Here is a 16,687-nt window from a genome sequence, read left to right as displayed (position 1 = left end):
GATGCGAATAACACTCTGATGGACAAAGTTACAAAATAATCATCGAAAAGAGATACGTGCACTAGTCACTAGACATTAACTTGAACGAAACGATAAGAAATTCGAGGATTCCACTTCATATTAAAGCGGTTTTACAATCGCACTATGGAATATTGATTTATGAGTTTTTAAACAAGCGAGGGTTGTTAACAATAAAAGCGTGGATCCAACGTTCAAGAAAAGATTTTTTCTGAGCTGTTTTTAAATAGCCATAGCCTAAAATGCTGATGAATAATGCCCCTAAGGTATCGACAATTAAATCCCACATAGTATCGGTAAGGCCTGAGGGATCATTGAGCATGGGTTTTTGCATCGTCATTCCGAAAAGGCTATCCATTGTGAACTCGAAAATTTCCCAGAGTGCGCCGACGCCAATGGCGAACAAAAATGCAAAGAAGGCGACAAATCCAGCTTTCATATTGACGCCGATATTTTTGGTTTCATTCAATAGGTAAACAAGAAGAAAGCCAATGATGCCCAGTAGTGCACCCGAGCAAGAATGCAGTGCGATGTCCCACCACCAAAATCGAGCGTAGTAATCATGAACTTCGCCTAAAAATAAAGAAGCAAACACAAAACTGATCGTTAATAGCGCAAACTCTGGTGGAATGTAGACGCCCCAAACTTTGCGTAAAAAGAAAGGACTGAGGGTGACTAGAATAATGCCGCAAGTAATGGTGGCGGTCATCCATTGCTGGGTATAGAGAGCAATCACCACTTCAACTAATAAAATAAGCTGGAGGACTAAAGTAATACGACGATGAAGATTAAGTTTCAACATTGCTTACCAATTGGGCAAAGTTGTATTAAGTCTAACGTATTTTGTTTGGCTTAACCGCATTTTTAGAACGAAGAGTGCTGGTGGATGTTGATATTATTACTGGCATAAAAAAGAGAGATCGAACCGATCTCTCTTTGGGCGCGAAAAGTGATAAGTTTGGAAAACGGAAACGTTGAGTTGTTTAAGTTTTCGCTATCGAGAATTACTTGTCACAACTACTATTCGTCACAACTACCAAGACGTTTAGCCGTCCACTTCATATCCATGTTGCGAGTTTGTCCGCCCATGGTCATCGCAATATTCATATTACCGGTACTGGAATTGTCATCCGCAGTGATGCTTCCCGACATCTCGGTAGCAACACCTTGCACAGTACATTGAATGGCAAAGCTTAATGTGTTCCCACTCACTTCATCTTTGGTGGCTTTGCATGATTTTTCATCTTGCATAAACTCAGCAGTACTGATCGAGCGTTCTTTGACACATTCGGTTTCGGTTTTGGTTTCATTCTTGCCGGTCATTGGGTTGGTTCCCGTTGTCGTGGTTTCCCATAAACCAGGATTGATCGGTAACTCAGCAGCGGAAGCAACAGCCAAACCACAGGCAGCAATTGATAGTCCAAGCGTTTTAATAATTGATGTATGTTTCATAATTAAACATTCCTTTGATGTCCAATGAGGGCTCTATGGTAAGCGATTTTGCTGAATATAACGTTAACAAGGATGCAAAACTGCCGTACTTTTGGCGATACTTAACAGATTATTTTTAATTGAGATGACTTATTGATGCTTACCGCGCTCCCAGCCAGAATGACTTAATAATGCTTCTCCCGCGGCGACTGCGCCATCTTCCATCGTCGTGCCCATGCTGTCATTCCAGCGATTAAGATACCCAAACAGTGCGATTACGCCAAGAATTTCAACAATCTCACCTTCATCCCAATGCTGATGCAGCGAAGTTTGAATCGCCTCGTCGACCGCGTTAGGGACGGCGGAAGCGGCCAGGGCAAATTCAAATGCGGCCTTTTCTGCTGCGCTGTACAGGTCGCTGTCGCGAAAATTCCAGATATTCTGCAAGCGCTCATCGCTTCCGCCATATCTCTGAGCCGCTAAGATAGTGTGAGCTTCGCAATAACGACAGCCCGTATTGGCTGAGGTTAAGTATCCAATTAGCCGCTTTTGCTCACTGGTTACACGTCCTTGATTTTCCATGACTGCCTTGTTCAATTGAATAAATGCACGGGCAATGGCGGGCCGTCTTTGCATGGTGAGCACACTGTTCGGACAGAAGCCGAGGGTTTCATTAAAAAACTTAGCGAGTTCAGCAACGTCATGATCATGATCGGCCGCTAGGGGAGTGACGAGTGGCATAGTGGACTCCTAAAAGAGAGAGGTCATTTTCAATGTTTAATGGGTTTTTATTGTGAATCAAATATATTGCAAATGCAATAAAATGATGGGTGGCAATAGAAGTTATGATTCTAATAAAGGGGTAGCTCTAATAAAGTAAGGTCACCGAAAGTCTTCCACATTCGCTCCAGTTTTTTATTTTCATCCTCTGAAAAGAGCAAGTTATTGTTAAGTATTGAGTCCTTTAATCGGGTTAGAGTAAGATTTGAATTGATAAGGCAGTGTCGTTTCTCCCTCGGAATATTTAACTGTATGTTCTTTGAACTCCACATTTACAAGGCTCCCTATGTCACAAGATTCAGCTAATTCTCAGTCAGTTCGTCCTTTTCACTTGGCTATTCCGGTTTTAAATTTAAAGGAATCTCTTGATTTTTATCAGCGATTATTTCCAGTGTCGCTCGGTCGCCGTTCCGATCATTGGGTTGATCTGAATTTATACGGCCATCAGTTGGTCTTGCATCAAGTGTCGAATGATATGGCGGGAGGACTGGCGCACAACCCTGTAGACGGTCATTCTGTACCGGTTCCTCACTTTGGCGTGATACTAACCATGTCTGAATGGCGTCAATTAGCCGACCATTTAACCGCCGAAAAGGTTGAATTTGTCATTGAGCCTTATATACGTTTCGCTGGCCAGCCAGGAGAGCAAGGCACTTTATTTCTGCTCGACCCGTCAAGTAATGCCCTAGAATTTAAAGGGTTTAACGACTTTTCTGAAATATTTGCAGTCGGTTAGCGTCAGTGAACATCGATTTGTGATCAATCAGACTAAGTAAAATGGAATCTAAGGGTATTCATCACAAAACCGCAAGATTATTAAGATTTTCAGTGTACAAGTGTTCGCTAAAAAGTTAGTCTGTAAGGGTCTGCAAATTATTTTATTTAGAGGTCATAAGTTATGACTAATCAGCTTGATAATGAGCTTACCAGCGTTTCAAGCCGTCAAGCAGAATACTCTCGTCGAGAAGAGTTACTGAACGTGCTTTCTCATGGTGTTGGATTTCTTGTGGCTATCGCCGGTCTTGTATTTCTAATATTACGCGCTGACGGTGCCATGGCAATAACCAGCGTTGCCATCTATGGAGCGACCTTAATCGCCATGTTTTTGGCGTCAACTTTATACCATGGTATTCGACACGAAAGGGCCAAAGAGAGCTTGAAGCTGATTGATCACTCAGCCATTTACCTGCTTATCGCTGGCACCTATACACCCTTTATGTTGGTTTCTTTAGACAATTGGATAGGTGTGACTGGTGCGGTAGTGATTTGGTTGTTGGCGTTTGCCGGATTAATCTTTAAGTGGTTGGTGCGTCACCGCTTGCCAAAAGTGTCGGTCGCGCTTTATCTGTTGATGGGCTGGCTAGTGGTTATATTGGCCTACCCACTGTATCAGTCAGTTCCGGGAGCCGGTTTATGGCTATTACTCGCCGGCGGGATTTGCTTCAGCGTCGGTGTGGTGTTTTATGTCGCCAAGCAACTCAGATACACCCACGCCATTTGGCATTGTTTTGTTTTGGCTGGTTGTAGCTGTCACTTTTTCTCTATCTATTACTTTGTACTGTGAAATAGTAAAGCAGAAAAGCTCAAACTAAATTGAGCTTTTCTGTTGATATTTCATGCGTCAGCTTAGTTCTCTTCACAAAAACGATCTTCGATAAGCTCTCGAGTCTCTGCACCATCGGCTCGAGGAACGACCCAGAAACAACGTCCATCGGCGCTTCGGTAATAATGCGGACCGCGGGGTGAGTCTGAGGCATTAGGAGCCGGAGCTTTTGCTTCTCTGCGCTCATCACGATCATCAGCATGGGCAGCAGCGGTGATTACGCTACCGATGATTGCACCTGCGATTAAGGCCCCAGCTGCTTGAGAACCTCTAACATGTCCGTGTAAATGTACGCTACTGCGATGATGGCCGTGACCGACTCGATGATGAGCGCCAACCACACAGCCGCTTAACATTGCGGTTAAAGTAATGAGGGAAATGATCTTGATAGCTCGCATAGTCTGATACCCTTGTTGATTCTGAGTACCAGAATAGTCGATGTAAACTGAACCGAGGCTTAACCTCTAAAAAGTTTTAAAGGTGCGAAGTTAAGCCAAGTAAGCACAAGCCCGCTAAGATTCAGTTTATGAGGTGTTTGCCTTCGAGGATTCAGTTTATAAGAGTACCGCCCGCTTACTAGGGCATTTGAATCTTGCCACCGCCCATAGACTCTTGCCCTGGTACAACGATTGATGATGCTTGTTGCCGACGCATTTCTCGAAGCTCTTCCATAGTGCGTTCCATAGCTTGTTTAGCGCCCTCAGAGAAAGCTGCAATGGCTTCTTTAAGATTGCTAGCTTCGAGTTCGAAAGTCAGCGGTAAAGCACCCGCTGGAGTCATCACCTGAGTTTGCCCAATGTATTGCAATTCACGACTTTCATCTCGGTCACCATCAATGGTTATTGGAGTCATGATACGAATGGTACCAATCTTTTGGTCAGTGAATACTTCTTCGCGAAATAAGTTGTCTTGATCTAGCGTCATATCAGGAAAGTCAGAGCTCATTCAAAAAATCCTTCGGTTTTTGGAAAAGGGACATTATACCAAATTGCTCACAGTTTGCGTTGGCGATTATCAGGAACCTTAAATTTTATGGCAGGTTGGAGCAGTGAATTGAACAAAGTTCTTTAAACTAGCCTGCTTTATAGATATGAATTAGAGTCGTTATGCCGTACGCAACCATTACCGGGTGGGGAAAATGCATGCCACCTGCCATTATGACCAATGATGATTTGGCCACTTTTTTAGATACCAGTGATGAATGGATCTTTTCTCGGACTGGAATGCGAGAGCGAAGAATTTCTCATGTCGACGTTGATGAACTTGCTTATGTTGCTGCGGCACGAGCCATTGCTTGCGCTGGATTAGAGCCGAATGATATCGACGGCATCATCTTTGGAACGACAACACCAACAACGCTTGCCCCAAACTGTGCCTCATATGTTCAAAAAAAGTTGGGGAATGAATCGGCCGCCGCGATGGATCTAAACAGCGCTTGTTGTAGCTTTTTATTCGCTTTGTCGAATGCAGCGTCATTAATTCGCAACAATGTCATGAAGAAGGTTGTCGTTATCGGTGGCGAAAAGTTGTCGTGGGCATTGGATTGGCATAACCGCGGTGTCTCTGTGTTATTTGGTGACGGAGCGGGAGCCGTTGTGATCGAAGCAACGGAAGAGCCAATAGGCGTCTTATCCAGTAAAATGGGATGTTACGGAGAAGTACGAGAGACCTTGGCGATCACGAATTTTGGCTCAGGATTTGATCGGACGTTAGATACCTACTCAAGGATCTCTTGGGATTTTGAAGGGCAGGAGATTTTTAAACGTGCAACTCGGGGGATGGTGTTGGCTACTGAAGAAGCCTTAGCTCGCGCAGATATGCCGATTGCCGATATTGATGTGGTTGTTCCGCATCAAGCGAATTTAAGAATTATTGATGCGGTTGCGAAGCGACTAAAAGTGCCCATGGAAAAAGTCATGGTTAATGTCGAGCGCTATGCGAACACTTCCGCCGCAACCATTCCGGTTGCTTTGTGTGAAGCCGTTGAACAAGGACTAATCAAACCAGGAGCCAATGTGGCGATTCCTGCGTTTGGGGCCGGCTTAACCTGGGGAGCCGCGATTGTGAAGTGGGGCGATCGCGTCACACCACTCGCCGAAACCGATGTAGAACTAGAGCCATGTGATAAGACAGCACTTGAATTGATTCAACCGTATTTATAATCAGACGTGGCATTAATGGCGTTTCAAATGATAAGGCACAGTCATTGGTTGTGACGGATTGAATAGCCATAAAAAATAAGTAATAAAAAAGGCGAGTAAATGACTCGCCTTTTCTTCGATCATCTCAGCTAATTAGTGCTGATGTCCACCAACGCCGTGGGCGTGTCCGTGAGCGATCTCTTCTTCTGTTGCGTCGCGAATCTCAACGACTTCAACATTGAACTCTAACGTTTGACCTGCAAGTGGGTGATTTCCGTCAACAGTAACTTTGTCGTCTTCAACTTTAGTGATCACGACGTTAACTGGGCCTTGCTCTGACTGCGCTTGGAAGTTCATTCCTACTTCTAGTGTCTCAACACCTTCAAAAGCGCTGCGTGGAACTTCTTGAATTAACTCTTCTACCACTTCGCCATAGGCTTGTGCTGGTTCGATGGTCGCTTCAACTTTATCGCCAGCTGCTTTTCCTTCAAGGGCGTTTTCTAGGCCAGGAATAATGTTGCGATGACCTTGCATGTACATGAGTGGATCGCGTCCTTCAGAGGTATCAATCACGTCGCCACTGGTGTTTTTTACCGTGTAATGCATAGAAACGACTTTGTCTTTAGTAATTGTCATAAAAATCTTCTTTATTGATAATTAAATAGGTAGGTTTAGAAGCCATTATGCCTGAACGATGGGTTAAATTAAAGCCAAGTAGGGCAGAGAGAATCCTCTGCCCTAGAATTATCACTCAATTTGAGGTCTTGGTTAAATTTTAACCGTTAACACGTCGGTTTCTAAATTATGAAGTACTGCTTCAGCGGTGTTTCCGATGAATTTGCCTTTAATGCCTTTTCTTCCCATGGTCCCCATCACCACGATATCAGCCCCTTCTTTACGAGCCGCTCGATTGACGGCTTTGTCGACTGATCCTCGAATCATTCGAACCTGGTCGACATCAATATCGAATTTTTTATAGTCAGAGGATAAATGATGCAATGCCTTCTGCTTGGCTTTTTGAACAATCTTTTTATCATCTAACACTTCAAGATCACTGAGTATTCGTGGAATAACAACACAATAAACATAGACAACATCTTGCCCTGTAATTTCCGATAGCTTTTGCGCTTGACGGATAACTTGTTTATTTAATTTGATTTTTGAAGGTGTATCCGTGACTAAGTCAACGGAGGCCATGATGCATTGTTTCTTCTGCCATTTCTTACTGGAAACGATCATAACTGGCGCGCTGCACTGACGAATTAAATGCCAGTCGGTCGGGGTGTACATCAATGTCTCACTGCGATGCCCCGTTTTAATGACTAAATCGTAGGGTTTTTGTTTGCAACGATCGATGACCCACAAGTGTACGGATTTCTCCCACAACACTTCCCAATGCAGTTGGGTATTGGCCAACTTTATTGACTTAAGTTTCTCTTTCAGCCAGGTCTTTTTTTCATCGATCATGGTTTGGCGAACTTTTTGTTTTTCTTGCTCAGATAATATATCTGAACTATCCACACCAGGAGCGTGAACAAAACCAACTAAATCAATTTCTACATTCGTTTCTTTTGCAAGCGCTAAAGCGCGATGCAGTGCAATCAAGTTTTTTGAATCTTTTTCAGCAACAACCAATATTTTTTTCATTGTTCACCTCTTTAATTTGCGTTGCAGCATACCGTTAAGTGATGGTTAAATTATTGACCTGCATCAAAAGATAACTCGAACTCCAGTTGTTGGCGAATCAATGTAAAAGCCTAACTGAACTCAGCCTGAAGCTCATTCTTTTGGCGGTTTATCGTTAAGACTCTTACTATAGCGTAACCTGCACTTCTGGCACATTTTTTAACGCATTTTTTGCACTTGGGTTACAAGTTAATAATTGGCCTTTGTTGACTTCAAATTCGCCGATTAAGGTACTCAACACGAGAGACTGGCGCTGTTTAGCTAAGTTTATCAAACGGTCTCTCTGTTCCTCCGTCAATGGTGCAGGCGGTTCTTTTGAGTCGGGTTGCATCAGGTCTGCCTGGGCGACCATGCCACAGAGTACCAACGAAATGTTTGGTTTCTGCTGCGTTAACTTGGCCAGTGTCGCTAATTGTTCTCGATGTGAGTTTGTCAGGGTTATCGAGCCAGGTTCAAAAACCAAGGGTTCGAAAGTCAATCCTGCCCCTAAGTCTATTATTCCATCGGCCAGAATCAGCAGCCCAAACGGCGTATATTGATAAAGTACGGCGGTTTTTATCGCTTTGATAGAGATGGTTGAAATGACATCGCCTATCGATGTATTTAATTCATTGATAGGACCTTCTAACGGAATGTTTAATTCAATTTTATCATCACTGTTTTTCAATAAACTCAACGCTGTGGGTAGTGGAACGCCAAGATCTTGGTTGAGCTCATGATGCTCGTGCTCTTCTGTATCTTCTAGATCAAGCTTGTTTAACACAAAGTCAAATTCGCTATCCATAAGTTGGTCTTTAAGCTTGATATTGGAGTTTAGGTTTAGCTGGCCGCGCTCAACTCGGTAGCCTACAAACCGAGCCGAATAAGGAGAGAAGGGCACTAAATCTAAATCGGAAACTCGAAGCTTTAAGTCAGTACTCAATTGAGACCCATTGATTGCAATCTGCCCTGTGAGTTCGGTATCACCGGTATCATTTATCGAGGCGTGATAATAAATATCGATGGGTCGATTGAGTGTGTTGAAATCTGATAGACGACTTTCCATGCCGCTAACGACTATCGGATGTTTAAGGCGATAGTGTGCATCATTGAAAATGACGTATGAATTCCCGTCGAGCAAAAACTCCGACACCTCGACGATCAGAGGCGAGCTTGTTGCTGAGCTTGTGGGTTCTTGTGTCTCATTTGATTGGTCTGCAGACCGCTTTTGTACGCTTGAGTCAGATCTTTGAGAAACAGAACTTTCAGAAACAGACTCCTCAGAAGAAGGCTCTTTAGTAGCAGAACTTTCCAACGCTGAATTTTCAAAAAACAATCCTTCAAAAGCCGTATGATAGGCAGTCTTGCCCTGTTCGTTTAAATTAAGATACTGCTGTAAATCAGAGAGTTTGATCTGATCGAATTTCAAGTAACTTTTATTCGACAGCTCATCGTCATTCATGCTTATACCTGTCGCCCTAAAATCTTTTAGTTGTGTAAGATAGTTGGGTGGTGAAATGTGTTTGGTCGACGATAAGAGTTGTTGCCACGTTGTCTGACCATCAGCATCGACCTGCACAAATGCCAGTTCTTGCAGCGAAAAAGACGCCATCGAAGTATTCTTAAGGTCGTGTTGAAATTGTTGAATGGCGAAATTGGAAAAGTTTAACAGCGCATTGGAATCTTGAATGTTGTTTTTTAAAAAGGAAAAGTCAGTAGCATCCAACTGTTCAAATGCAATTTTTTGCTCACCAAATAACAAGTGGAGATCGACCAATTTAAATTGCCCAAGTTGAGCGTTAAGTGCCTTCTCTTTTTGTGGCTCGCTAATCAAAAGGTTGGTAAATTCGAGGGACGAACTCTTGAGCGTTTGTTCGGAATAAGTTAAGCCATTGAGTGCGAACTTGTCAGTGCTGAAAAAAGTGTTTTGATTTAACTGAAATTGAACATCGTGCCATGCTAGATTACCTTGCATCGAGAGAGCAAGCTTATCTGCCAAGGTAGCTTTGGCTAAACCTTTGAAGTTCATCGTTTGGTCAATACAAAGTTCGCCGGTTTCTGAAGTCCCCAAGTAATTTTTCGGCATTTGCTGTAGCGCTGACTCAGGTAGCTTGACGCATACCTGATCATAGTCAATGCCCAGCTCATGTAGCGTTATTTGCCAAGGAGTATTGGTTGAAGCTTCGGTCGTAACGGCAGCTTGAGAGTTTTGTGGTTGAGTGCTTGCTAAGCTGCCTATCACAAGAGCGCTTTGATCCGTAGCATCAATATCCAGTGTTAACCCTTCGACGACGACACGGTCAATGATCAAGTGGTTTTCAAGCAGCGGCTGCCATTGCCATGCGAGTTCTAAACGTTCGACATTAAGCGACTGATTATTTTGCGAAGTTTCTAGATTATCGAGAGTAAACGTGGCGTTCCAAAGTGACAAAGTGATGTCGTCGACGTTAACTTTGGCACCTTGCGCCTCAAACCAGTGCAATAGGTAGAGTCGAACCAACAATGAGTTAAATACAATGGCCAAGATTATGAGTAATATTACTACCAACAAGCTGCTTCGAAATGGATGACGTCGAAAACTTAGTGAGCTTTTGTTGAACATGGTGATTTCCCTATCTTTGGTCATATTGGTTAGCTTGTTTCGATTGACACTCTCGAAACACTTAATCAACCGTCACTTATAAGCCGTAGGTTGGGTGTTATTACACAAGAGTATTAATGGAATTATAACGAGGTTGGCATAATAGTGACACCGACGTTCGAGAGTCGCTTTCGATAGTTAAGGGTTTCCAACAATATTTTGAGGTTATTTTGAGGTAATTTTGAGCGAATACTTGATAATTAATCGACTGATTAAACGTCGAATGACGACCGATTATCGATTTTCTAAAGCAATGAAAAGGGTAGTGTTATGGCACGAGTATTAGTTTTTCAGCATGTTCCTTACGAGCCGCTCGGTTTGCTGGATCCTAAAATTCGGGCGCTAAAACACCGTATTCGTTATGTCAATTTCGGCCGCGAGCCAAAAGCCCAAGTTAACTTAGATAATTACGATGCGCTGGTGGTACTCGGCGGACCAATGAATATTGGTCAAGAGTCGGTGTACCCCCATCTTACTCAAGAGCAAGTATATATTCGCCAAGCGGCAGAGAAGGGAATACCGATTTTGGGTATCTGCCTAGGCGCTCAGTTAATTGCTTCGAGTTTTGGTGCGGCGGTTTATCCTGCTGCTAGCGCTGAAATTGGTTGGCAACCGATTAAATTAACCGAGCAGGCCCTAGAAGACCCTGTGTTTTCTGGATTACGTGAGTTATCGCGGGTATTTCAATGGCATGGCTATACATTCGATTTACCGGCAAATGCAGTTCGACTTGCCGAGAACGATCATTGCCTTAACCAAGGGTTTAAAATTGGCGAGAATATTTATGGGTTGCAGTTTCATCTTGAGGCGAACTTAGCACTTATTCAGCGTTGGTTGCGCTTGCCACAGCACCAAAGCGAAATGGCAAATATGGGGCAAAGTGGAGCTAAACTGTACGCTGAGCAAGTCTGGAAGGACACGTTATACCACTACGATTTTGCCCGACATGCGGCCGACCGCGCTTTCTCGGCTTTTTTGAGTCTGTTACCGCAAGTGAGTCGGGTGGTCCAACTAAAACACCGATAATCAGGTCTTCTACTGAGACGCAAAAATTAAGCTATACTTTAGGCAGTGACTTTACAGGAGGTATAGCATGGAACGGAATACACTCACCGAATATCGCTCAGATGAGCGCCTACCACCCCAAGACGAGCTCTATATTAAGTATCAACTGGTCGAGTTAGACGGAAGAGAGAGGCTGCATGCGAGTCGCGTCGCCGATGTCAGTTGTCGTGGAGCAAAGTTTACCTCGTCTGAGCCGCTCCCAGTGGGACAAGTGTTAGTGATTGACTTAATCTCCCCACCTAGTCAAACTCGATATCATCTAATGGGACAAGTTAGATGGTGTCTTGAAGTTGATGAAATACCGACCTATCATGCGGGTATCCACTTCGTAGAAGATAGCAGTGAAGATTTTGCTAAGTGGCTGAAAAACTGCGTGGTTTGACCGCTAACCATGTTCTGGGAAAAGCCTGATTAAAGAGTGACCGAATGGAAAAACTAGAGTTACGTGGCGAACAACGGGTTGTTCGAGAAGAAGTGGTGTTCATTGAAGTTCTTTCGTCATCGGTCAATGATGAGAACGGCTTGGTGGTGAAATGCACCACCGCAGACATTTCTCGTCGAGGAATTAAGGTATCTACGAATTACCCCATCGATGTTGGGGCTTACCTAGAGTTACTAATCGACTTTAACCAAGATAGTCTTAAGTACTTACTGACTGGCGAGGTTAAGTGGTGCAATCAAATTGACTCTGAGCCCACCTATCATTGTGGATTTGAATTATTAGATGCAGAGCATTCTGATATCAAACTTTGGCAGGAGCTGTTTGATTAGGCCTGTCGTTTACTTCTATTATTGAGGGTGAGCAAAATCCATTCCTTGCGATCCTTAGACCCCAAAGATATAGTTACTTTTAAGAATATTTCGAAAACATTATTTGTAAATAGATGCTCGAAGTATTTTCGGTTACTGGGTAAAGCAATGTTTCTTGGTGTTTAATACACGTTCGCTCGGTGATTAGTACACGCTTGAATAGGTTTTTGTTATGAAAGTTTTCTCGATTATTTTGGTCGCTGTTATTGGCATGGTACTGTATGGCGCTTATTTAGAGCGTCAAAACCCTGGTCAATGGGAAATCGTCGGGAAGAACTTTGTGAAAACGGAGTCTCTTGCCGTCTTGGCGAAAGATAGTTTTAAAGTATTCAGCCAGGAGCCGGTAAAGTTAATGGCGCTCTCCGCCGCTGAGTCTGAGCGAATTGTATACCGCTGGGTCGATGAATACGGTACCCCACACGTTAGCTATCAACGTCCCGAGAACGTACCTAATGTTAAAGAAATTCGGTTAGGAGATATGGACTTCAAAGTCCAAAAGTCACTGACTGAGCAAGAAAAACAACAACTTCTTGGCCAACCAAAGCAATAGCTACTGATACTTTTCTTTGTTCTGTTGCCGTTGGGTTGGTGATTTTCGAAGCAGTACGTAAACCGACCCCGTTCCTCCATGGTGCTTTTGAGCTGAGTGATAGGCCATTACTTCTGGAACCTGCTTGAGCCAATAGTCGACATAGCTTTTTATTCTCGCCGGAGGTACTGAGCGAGCACCTTTGCCATGGGTCACCAAGAGTGTTCGACATTCAAGCTTCAATGACTTCTGGATAAATTGAAAAAGAGCGCTTCGGGCTTCTGCGACTGTATGCCGATGCAGGTCTAGATGACCTTCAATGGTGTATTTTCCTTGTCGAAGCTTTTTGAATACTCCGGTTTGTAGGCCATCAATTCGAAACTCCAAAATTTGCTCTGGCTCTACGAGGGGCACTTCAGAGTCCACGAGATAATTAAAGTCTTTATAGTGTTTTGATACAGCCGCCTCTTGTCGATTTGCTAGCGTAGACGACGACAGCGCGGGTTTCTTCAAAGGAACTTTGTCTTGTTCAAGTGGTACAACATCTTGAAACTCATTTAGAAAAGGGTTGTCGTCGGGAGCTGTCATTTTTTTACTGCCTTAGTCGCTTACTGTTAAATTGTAAACTGAGCTCAATTGTGATTACAACGGCAATATTAGCTGGTTGATTAGCTCAATTATGGTCTAAACTGATTGAAAAGTATTGATTTTATCATATGCCAGAACGCCGTAATGCAATCCGCACGCCGATAAAAACTGATGTTGAAGTTACTTCAGAGACATTGGGCGTCGTTAAAGCGCAGACTCGAGAGCTCAGTGACTTTGGTGCTTTTGTTGAGTCGCAAAAGCTTCAATCACTCGCTCCCGGCACCGTCGTGACGATTCAAGCGGTCGGTTTCCCTGAAACTATGCCTAAATTACAGGCAGAGGTCGTTCGAATTACGAAAGAGGGTATTGGCCTCAAGTTTCTGCTTTAGTTCCTTGACTTCCCGATTGAAAACTCTCAGGCTAGTATAAATCATTGTTATGCATAGCTTTATTACGGTAGATAAGTATGGTTGAAGGAAAGTTCGATATTGTTTTTGCGGGACGTACGGTTCCCTCTAAAAGCATGGATGAGGTTAAGCAGAACTTAGCTCGTTTATTCAAAACTCAACCGGCTCAAATCGAGCGACTGTTCTCTGGCCAAGAGGTCACGATAAAAAAAGCGTTAGATTACGCACAAGCAATGAAGTATCAATCGGCTTTGAAACAAGCCGGTGCACTCGCTTTACTGCGTAAACAAGAAAGTCATACAGTGGAATCAGTCGCGAAAACCACTAATCAGCAGCCTGCGATCAACCCTGCGAGCACTGATACTGCCAGTGCTAACAACGCCAGCCCTGTTAGTTCGACATCTTCAGAGCATACCACTGCAAGTGCAACACCGGTGGAAACCGCGTCAGTAAGTCAAGCAGAGGCTGCGGACGATGGTGATTGGAGTGTTGCGTCGGCCGGTGAAGTGCTGCCTGCCATCGAGAAAGCAGAGGCAATCCCTGAGCCTGATCTTTCTGGATTAAATATCGCAGAAGTTGGAGCTACGCTAGGAGAAAAGCGACAACAAGAAGCCGTGGAAATAGATACCTCGGATTTGACGCTCGGTGAGCTTGGCAGGCTGTCTCCGGAACGAGAATATGCGCAAAAAGAAGTCGATGTTTCAAGTTTATCGATGGCAGAAGCTGGTGAGAAAATTCCTCAACAGAAAGTCGAGAAGGAACTCGTAGACCCGAATACTGAGCATTTATCGTTGAATGATAAGTGATCTTTTCACGTAAAAACTTGCAATCTACTTAAATAAGTAGTATTTATTCACATACTATTTCATTGAAGGGGAATTGCCGTGCGTGAGTTAACCATGCGTCAACAGGAAGTACTGGATGTTCTGCGCGAGTTTATTGAAGAAAATGGCATCGCGCCAACCCATGCCGAATTGGCTGAATTGCTCGGCGTAAGCTCAACCAAAGCTGCTGCCGATCATTTGAAAGCGCTCGCTAAAAAAGGAGCTATTCGTTTACACAGCGAGAAAACACGTGGAATTCAGATTCTAGCGGGTGAAGTTGAAGAGTTGCCGCTCGTTGGTTCAGTAGCTGCAGGTATTCCGATTGAAGCCGTAGAGAATGTCGAACGATACGTTACGATCCCCGAAGTTTTACGTCGCAAGAAACCCACCTTTTTGTTGCGAGTTCGTGGTGACAGTATGAAAGACGCTGGCATATTAGATGGTGATCTTATCGCCGTAAGAAAGACTCAGACCGCGGACTTAGGCCAAATTGTCGTTGCCCGGTTAGACGACGAAGTCACGGTCAAACGACTGGGTCGAAAGAATGGAAAAGCAGTGCTTTATCCCGAAAACTCAGAATTCCAGCCGATTGAGGTCTCTCCGGAAGAGCTGACCATCGAAGGTCAGTTTGTCGGATTAATTCGCGCATAAGCGTTTTCAGATTCTCATTTTATCGATAATTCAGTAAAATAGTGGGCTTTGTCACATTGCCAGAGCTCACTTATGAAAATTGTGGTTAAGCTGTTCCACGAAATCATTATTAAAAGTCGACCAGTACGAAAGTTAATTACCAAGCAACTCCACTATAATCTTGAGAACCTCCTAAAAGCCCAAGTTCCTGAGACCAAGGTTTATCGACGCTGGGACCATATAGAAATAAAGCTGCCTAACGACTTACCTGCCGATACCCAATTTAATATCAAAGAGAAAATTGCCTGCATACCAGGAATCGACTTTTTTTTGGTTGTGGATGAAGTTGAGTTTGAGTCTTTCGACGATTTAGTCGCACAAGGCGTTCAGCGATTTTCTGATCAGATTATTGATAAGACCTTTTGTGTGCGAGCGAAACGTAAAGGCAAGCACTCCTTTACCTCTATTGAACTTGAACGCGAGCTTGGTCACCACCTGTTAACGGTGGGACAGTCAAATGGTGTGCGATTAAGATCTCCTGATATTGAACTGCGGTTAGAAGTTGATGGCACTAAAGCCTTTTTCATAAAAGAAAAAATAGCTGGGCTTGGTGGTTATCCTATTGGGCAGCAAGAGTCGGTGGTTTCATTAATTTCTGGTGGATATGACTCGGGTGTCGCGAGCTTTCAGATGATTAAGAGGGGAGTTAAAACCCACTTCTGCTTTTTCAATTTAGGGGGCTCTGCGCATGAAATAGGTGTGAAGCAGGTCGCTTATTTTCTCTGGAATAAGTACGCAGCGTCGCACAAGGTAAAATTTATCTCAGTACCCTTTGAACCGGTTGTTGAAGAAATTCTTAAATCGATGGAACCTGCGGTCATGGGCGTTGCATTAAAGCGAATGATGTTTCGTGCCGCAGAAAGTTTAGCTTCTGAGCTAGCCATAGAAACCTTGATAACCGGCGAGGCCATCGGGCAAGTGTCGAGCCAAACCATCACCAATTTGAAACTGATTGACTCAGCAACCAATGCGATGGTGTTACGACCTCTAGTCGCCATGGATAAACAAGACATCATTGCCCAAGCAAAACGAATTGGTACCGAAGAGTTTGCCGCCAATATGCCTGAGTATTGTGGTGTTATTTCGCAACGTCCGTCGACCAAAGTGAAAGCAGCAGCGATTGAAAAAGCGGAAGAATCGTTCGACTTTTCCGTCCTTGATAATGCTATTAATAATCGAGTGGTTCAATCGATTGAAAAAGTTTTAGACGGTGTTGATACCGATACTCAAGTTGCTTGTGTTGAGATCCCAGCATTAAGCGATGTGGTTATCGATATTCGTCACCCAGAAGAGCAAGAACAAAACCCATTGCATTTAACAAACAATCAAATTATCAAAATACCTTTCTATTCGTTATCCAAGCGTTTTCCTGACCTTGATCAGTCCAATAACTATCTGCTGTTTTGCGACAAAGGGGTAATGAGTAAGGTGCAAGCGCATCATTTAAACCTCGGTGGATTTAATAACGTGAAAGTTTTGCAGCTGCCTTAGTCAA

Annotated in this window: 20 protein-coding genes; 11 read left to right on the top strand and 9 right to left on the bottom strand. The window is 43.7% G+C overall.

The genetic code is table 11. The features are described 5' to 3' along the window. Positions 1-157: 157 nt before the first annotated feature. From Q9312_RS05685 to Q9312_RS05675, 3 genes are all read right to left on the bottom strand, one after another. Positions 158-820: a DUF2238 domain-containing protein gene (locus Q9312_RS05685; protein ID WP_309203618.1), complete on the bottom strand. Its 663-nt coding sequence runs from the start codon at positions 818-820 to the stop codon at positions 158-160. Positions 821-1,038: 218 nt separating this feature from the next. Next, on the bottom strand, positions 1,039-1,470 hold the full coding sequence (locus tag Q9312_RS05680) for a DUF3617 domain-containing protein (RefSeq protein ID WP_309203617.1): 432 nt from the start codon (positions 1,468-1,470) through the stop codon (positions 1,039-1,041). A gap of 129 nt (positions 1,471-1,599) precedes the next feature. After that, on the bottom strand, positions 1,600-2,190 hold the full coding sequence (locus tag Q9312_RS05675; protein WP_309203616.1) for a carboxymuconolactone decarboxylase family protein: 591 nt from the start codon (positions 2,188-2,190) through the stop codon (positions 1,600-1,602). 325 nt (positions 2,191-2,515) lie between these two features. Between Q9312_RS05675 and Q9312_RS05670 the strand changes: the two genes are divergently transcribed. Both Q9312_RS05670 and trhA read left to right on the top strand, forming a co-directional pair. Then, positions 2,516-2,965: a VOC family protein gene (locus Q9312_RS05670; protein ID WP_309203615.1), complete on the top strand. Its 450-nt coding sequence runs from the start codon at positions 2,516-2,518 to the stop codon at positions 2,963-2,965. 162 nt (positions 2,966-3,127) lie between these two features. Beyond that, complete coding sequence (trhA, locus tag Q9312_RS05665) at positions 3,128-3,793, top strand: PAQR family membrane homeostasis protein TrhA (RefSeq protein ID WP_309203614.1); 666 nt, start codon at positions 3,128-3,130, stop codon at positions 3,791-3,793. Between the two features lie 62 nt (positions 3,794-3,855). Here the strand turns inward: trhA and Q9312_RS05660 are convergent, their stop codons facing one another. Further along, positions 3,856-4,230 carry a hypothetical protein gene (locus Q9312_RS05660; RefSeq protein WP_309203613.1) on the bottom strand — a complete coding sequence of 125 codons (375 nt, stop codon included), beginning with the start codon at positions 4,228-4,230 and terminating at the stop codon, positions 3,856-3,858. Positions 4,231-4,408: 178 nt separating this feature from the next. Beyond that, a complete protein-coding gene (locus Q9312_RS05655) occupies positions 4,409-4,777 on the bottom strand; it encodes a hypothetical protein (protein ID WP_309203612.1) in 369 nt (122 codons plus the stop codon). A gap of 161 nt (positions 4,778-4,938) precedes the next feature. Here Q9312_RS05655 and Q9312_RS05650 point away from each other — a divergent pair, with 161 nt between their 5' ends. Next, a complete protein-coding gene (locus tag Q9312_RS05650) occupies positions 4,939-5,994 on the top strand; it encodes a ketoacyl-ACP synthase III (RefSeq protein ID WP_309203611.1) in 1,056 nt (351 codons plus the stop codon). A 132-nt stretch (positions 5,995-6,126) separates the two neighbouring features. On the opposite strand, the gene slyD is transcribed toward Q9312_RS05650, so the two are convergent. The 3 genes from slyD to Q9312_RS05635 form a co-directional block, all read right to left on the bottom strand. Further along, on the bottom strand, positions 6,127-6,609 hold the full coding sequence (slyD, locus tag Q9312_RS05645) for a peptidylprolyl isomerase (RefSeq protein WP_309203610.1): 483 nt from the start codon (positions 6,607-6,609) through the stop codon (positions 6,127-6,129). A gap of 132 nt (positions 6,610-6,741) precedes the next feature. Continuing rightward, positions 6,742-7,620, bottom strand: coding sequence for a universal stress protein (locus Q9312_RS05640; protein WP_309203609.1), 879 nt, complete (start codon positions 7,618-7,620; stop codon positions 6,742-6,744). A 166-nt stretch (positions 7,621-7,786) separates the two neighbouring features. After that, positions 7,787-10,264, bottom strand: a complete 2,478-nt coding sequence (locus Q9312_RS05635) for a DUF748 domain-containing protein (RefSeq protein WP_309203608.1) — start codon at positions 10,262-10,264, stop codon at positions 7,787-7,789. Between the two features lie 285 nt (positions 10,265-10,549). Here Q9312_RS05635 and Q9312_RS05630 point away from each other — a divergent pair, with 285 nt between their 5' ends. The 4 genes from Q9312_RS05630 (at position 10,550) to Q9312_RS05615 (ending at position 12,704) form a co-directional block, all read left to right on the top strand. Continuing rightward, positions 10,550-11,305: a type 1 glutamine amidotransferase gene (locus tag Q9312_RS05630; RefSeq protein ID WP_309203607.1), complete on the top strand. Its 756-nt coding sequence runs from the start codon at positions 10,550-10,552 to the stop codon at positions 11,303-11,305. A gap of 67 nt (positions 11,306-11,372) precedes the next feature. Beyond that, positions 11,373-11,726 (top strand): PilZ domain-containing protein, encoded by a 354-nt coding sequence (locus tag Q9312_RS05625; protein WP_309203606.1) that lies wholly within the window; start codon positions 11,373-11,375, stop codon positions 11,724-11,726. Positions 11,727-11,770: 44 nt separating this feature from the next. Beyond that, positions 11,771-12,115 (top strand): PilZ domain-containing protein, encoded by a 345-nt coding sequence (locus tag Q9312_RS05620; RefSeq protein ID WP_309203605.1) that lies wholly within the window; start codon positions 11,771-11,773, stop codon positions 12,113-12,115. A gap of 211 nt (positions 12,116-12,326) precedes the next feature. Next, entirely contained in the window at positions 12,327-12,704 is a 378-nt protein-coding gene (locus Q9312_RS05615; RefSeq protein ID WP_309203604.1) for a hypothetical protein, read from the top strand. On the opposite strand, the gene smrA is transcribed toward Q9312_RS05615, so the two are convergent. After that, on the bottom strand, positions 12,705-13,271 hold the full coding sequence (smrA, locus tag Q9312_RS05610; RefSeq protein ID WP_309203603.1) for a DNA endonuclease SmrA: 567 nt from the start codon (positions 13,269-13,271) through the stop codon (positions 12,705-12,707). Between the two features lie 128 nt (positions 13,272-13,399). Between smrA and Q9312_RS05605 the strand changes: the two genes are divergently transcribed. The 4 genes from Q9312_RS05605 to thiI all read left to right on the top strand — a co-directional run bounded on the left by Q9312_RS05605 (position 13,400) and on the right by thiI (position 16,683). After that, positions 13,400-13,660 carry a PilZ domain-containing protein gene (locus Q9312_RS05605; protein WP_309203602.1) on the top strand — a complete coding sequence of 87 codons (261 nt, stop codon included), beginning with the start codon at positions 13,400-13,402 and terminating at the stop codon, positions 13,658-13,660. A 77-nt stretch (positions 13,661-13,737) separates the two neighbouring features. After that, positions 13,738-14,484: a hypothetical protein gene (locus Q9312_RS05600; RefSeq protein WP_309203601.1), complete on the top strand. Its 747-nt coding sequence runs from the start codon at positions 13,738-13,740 to the stop codon at positions 14,482-14,484. A gap of 93 nt (positions 14,485-14,577) precedes the next feature. After that, on the top strand, positions 14,578-15,153 hold the full coding sequence (lexA, locus tag Q9312_RS05595) for a transcriptional repressor LexA (RefSeq protein WP_309204477.1): 576 nt from the start codon (positions 14,578-14,580) through the stop codon (positions 15,151-15,153). Positions 15,154-15,225: 72 nt separating this feature from the next. Next, positions 15,226-16,683 carry a tRNA uracil 4-sulfurtransferase ThiI gene (thiI, locus tag Q9312_RS05590; RefSeq protein ID WP_309203600.1) on the top strand — a complete coding sequence of 486 codons (1,458 nt, stop codon included), beginning with the start codon at positions 15,226-15,228 and terminating at the stop codon, positions 16,681-16,683. Positions 16,684-16,687: the final 4 nt, after the last annotated feature.

Origin of the sequence: Pleionea litopenaei (assembly GCF_031198435.1) — a bacterium.
Lineage (GTDB): Bacteria > Pseudomonadota > Gammaproteobacteria > Enterobacterales > Kangiellaceae > Pleionea > Pleionea litopenaei.
This window is presented reverse-complemented; position numbering and strand designations above follow the sequence as displayed.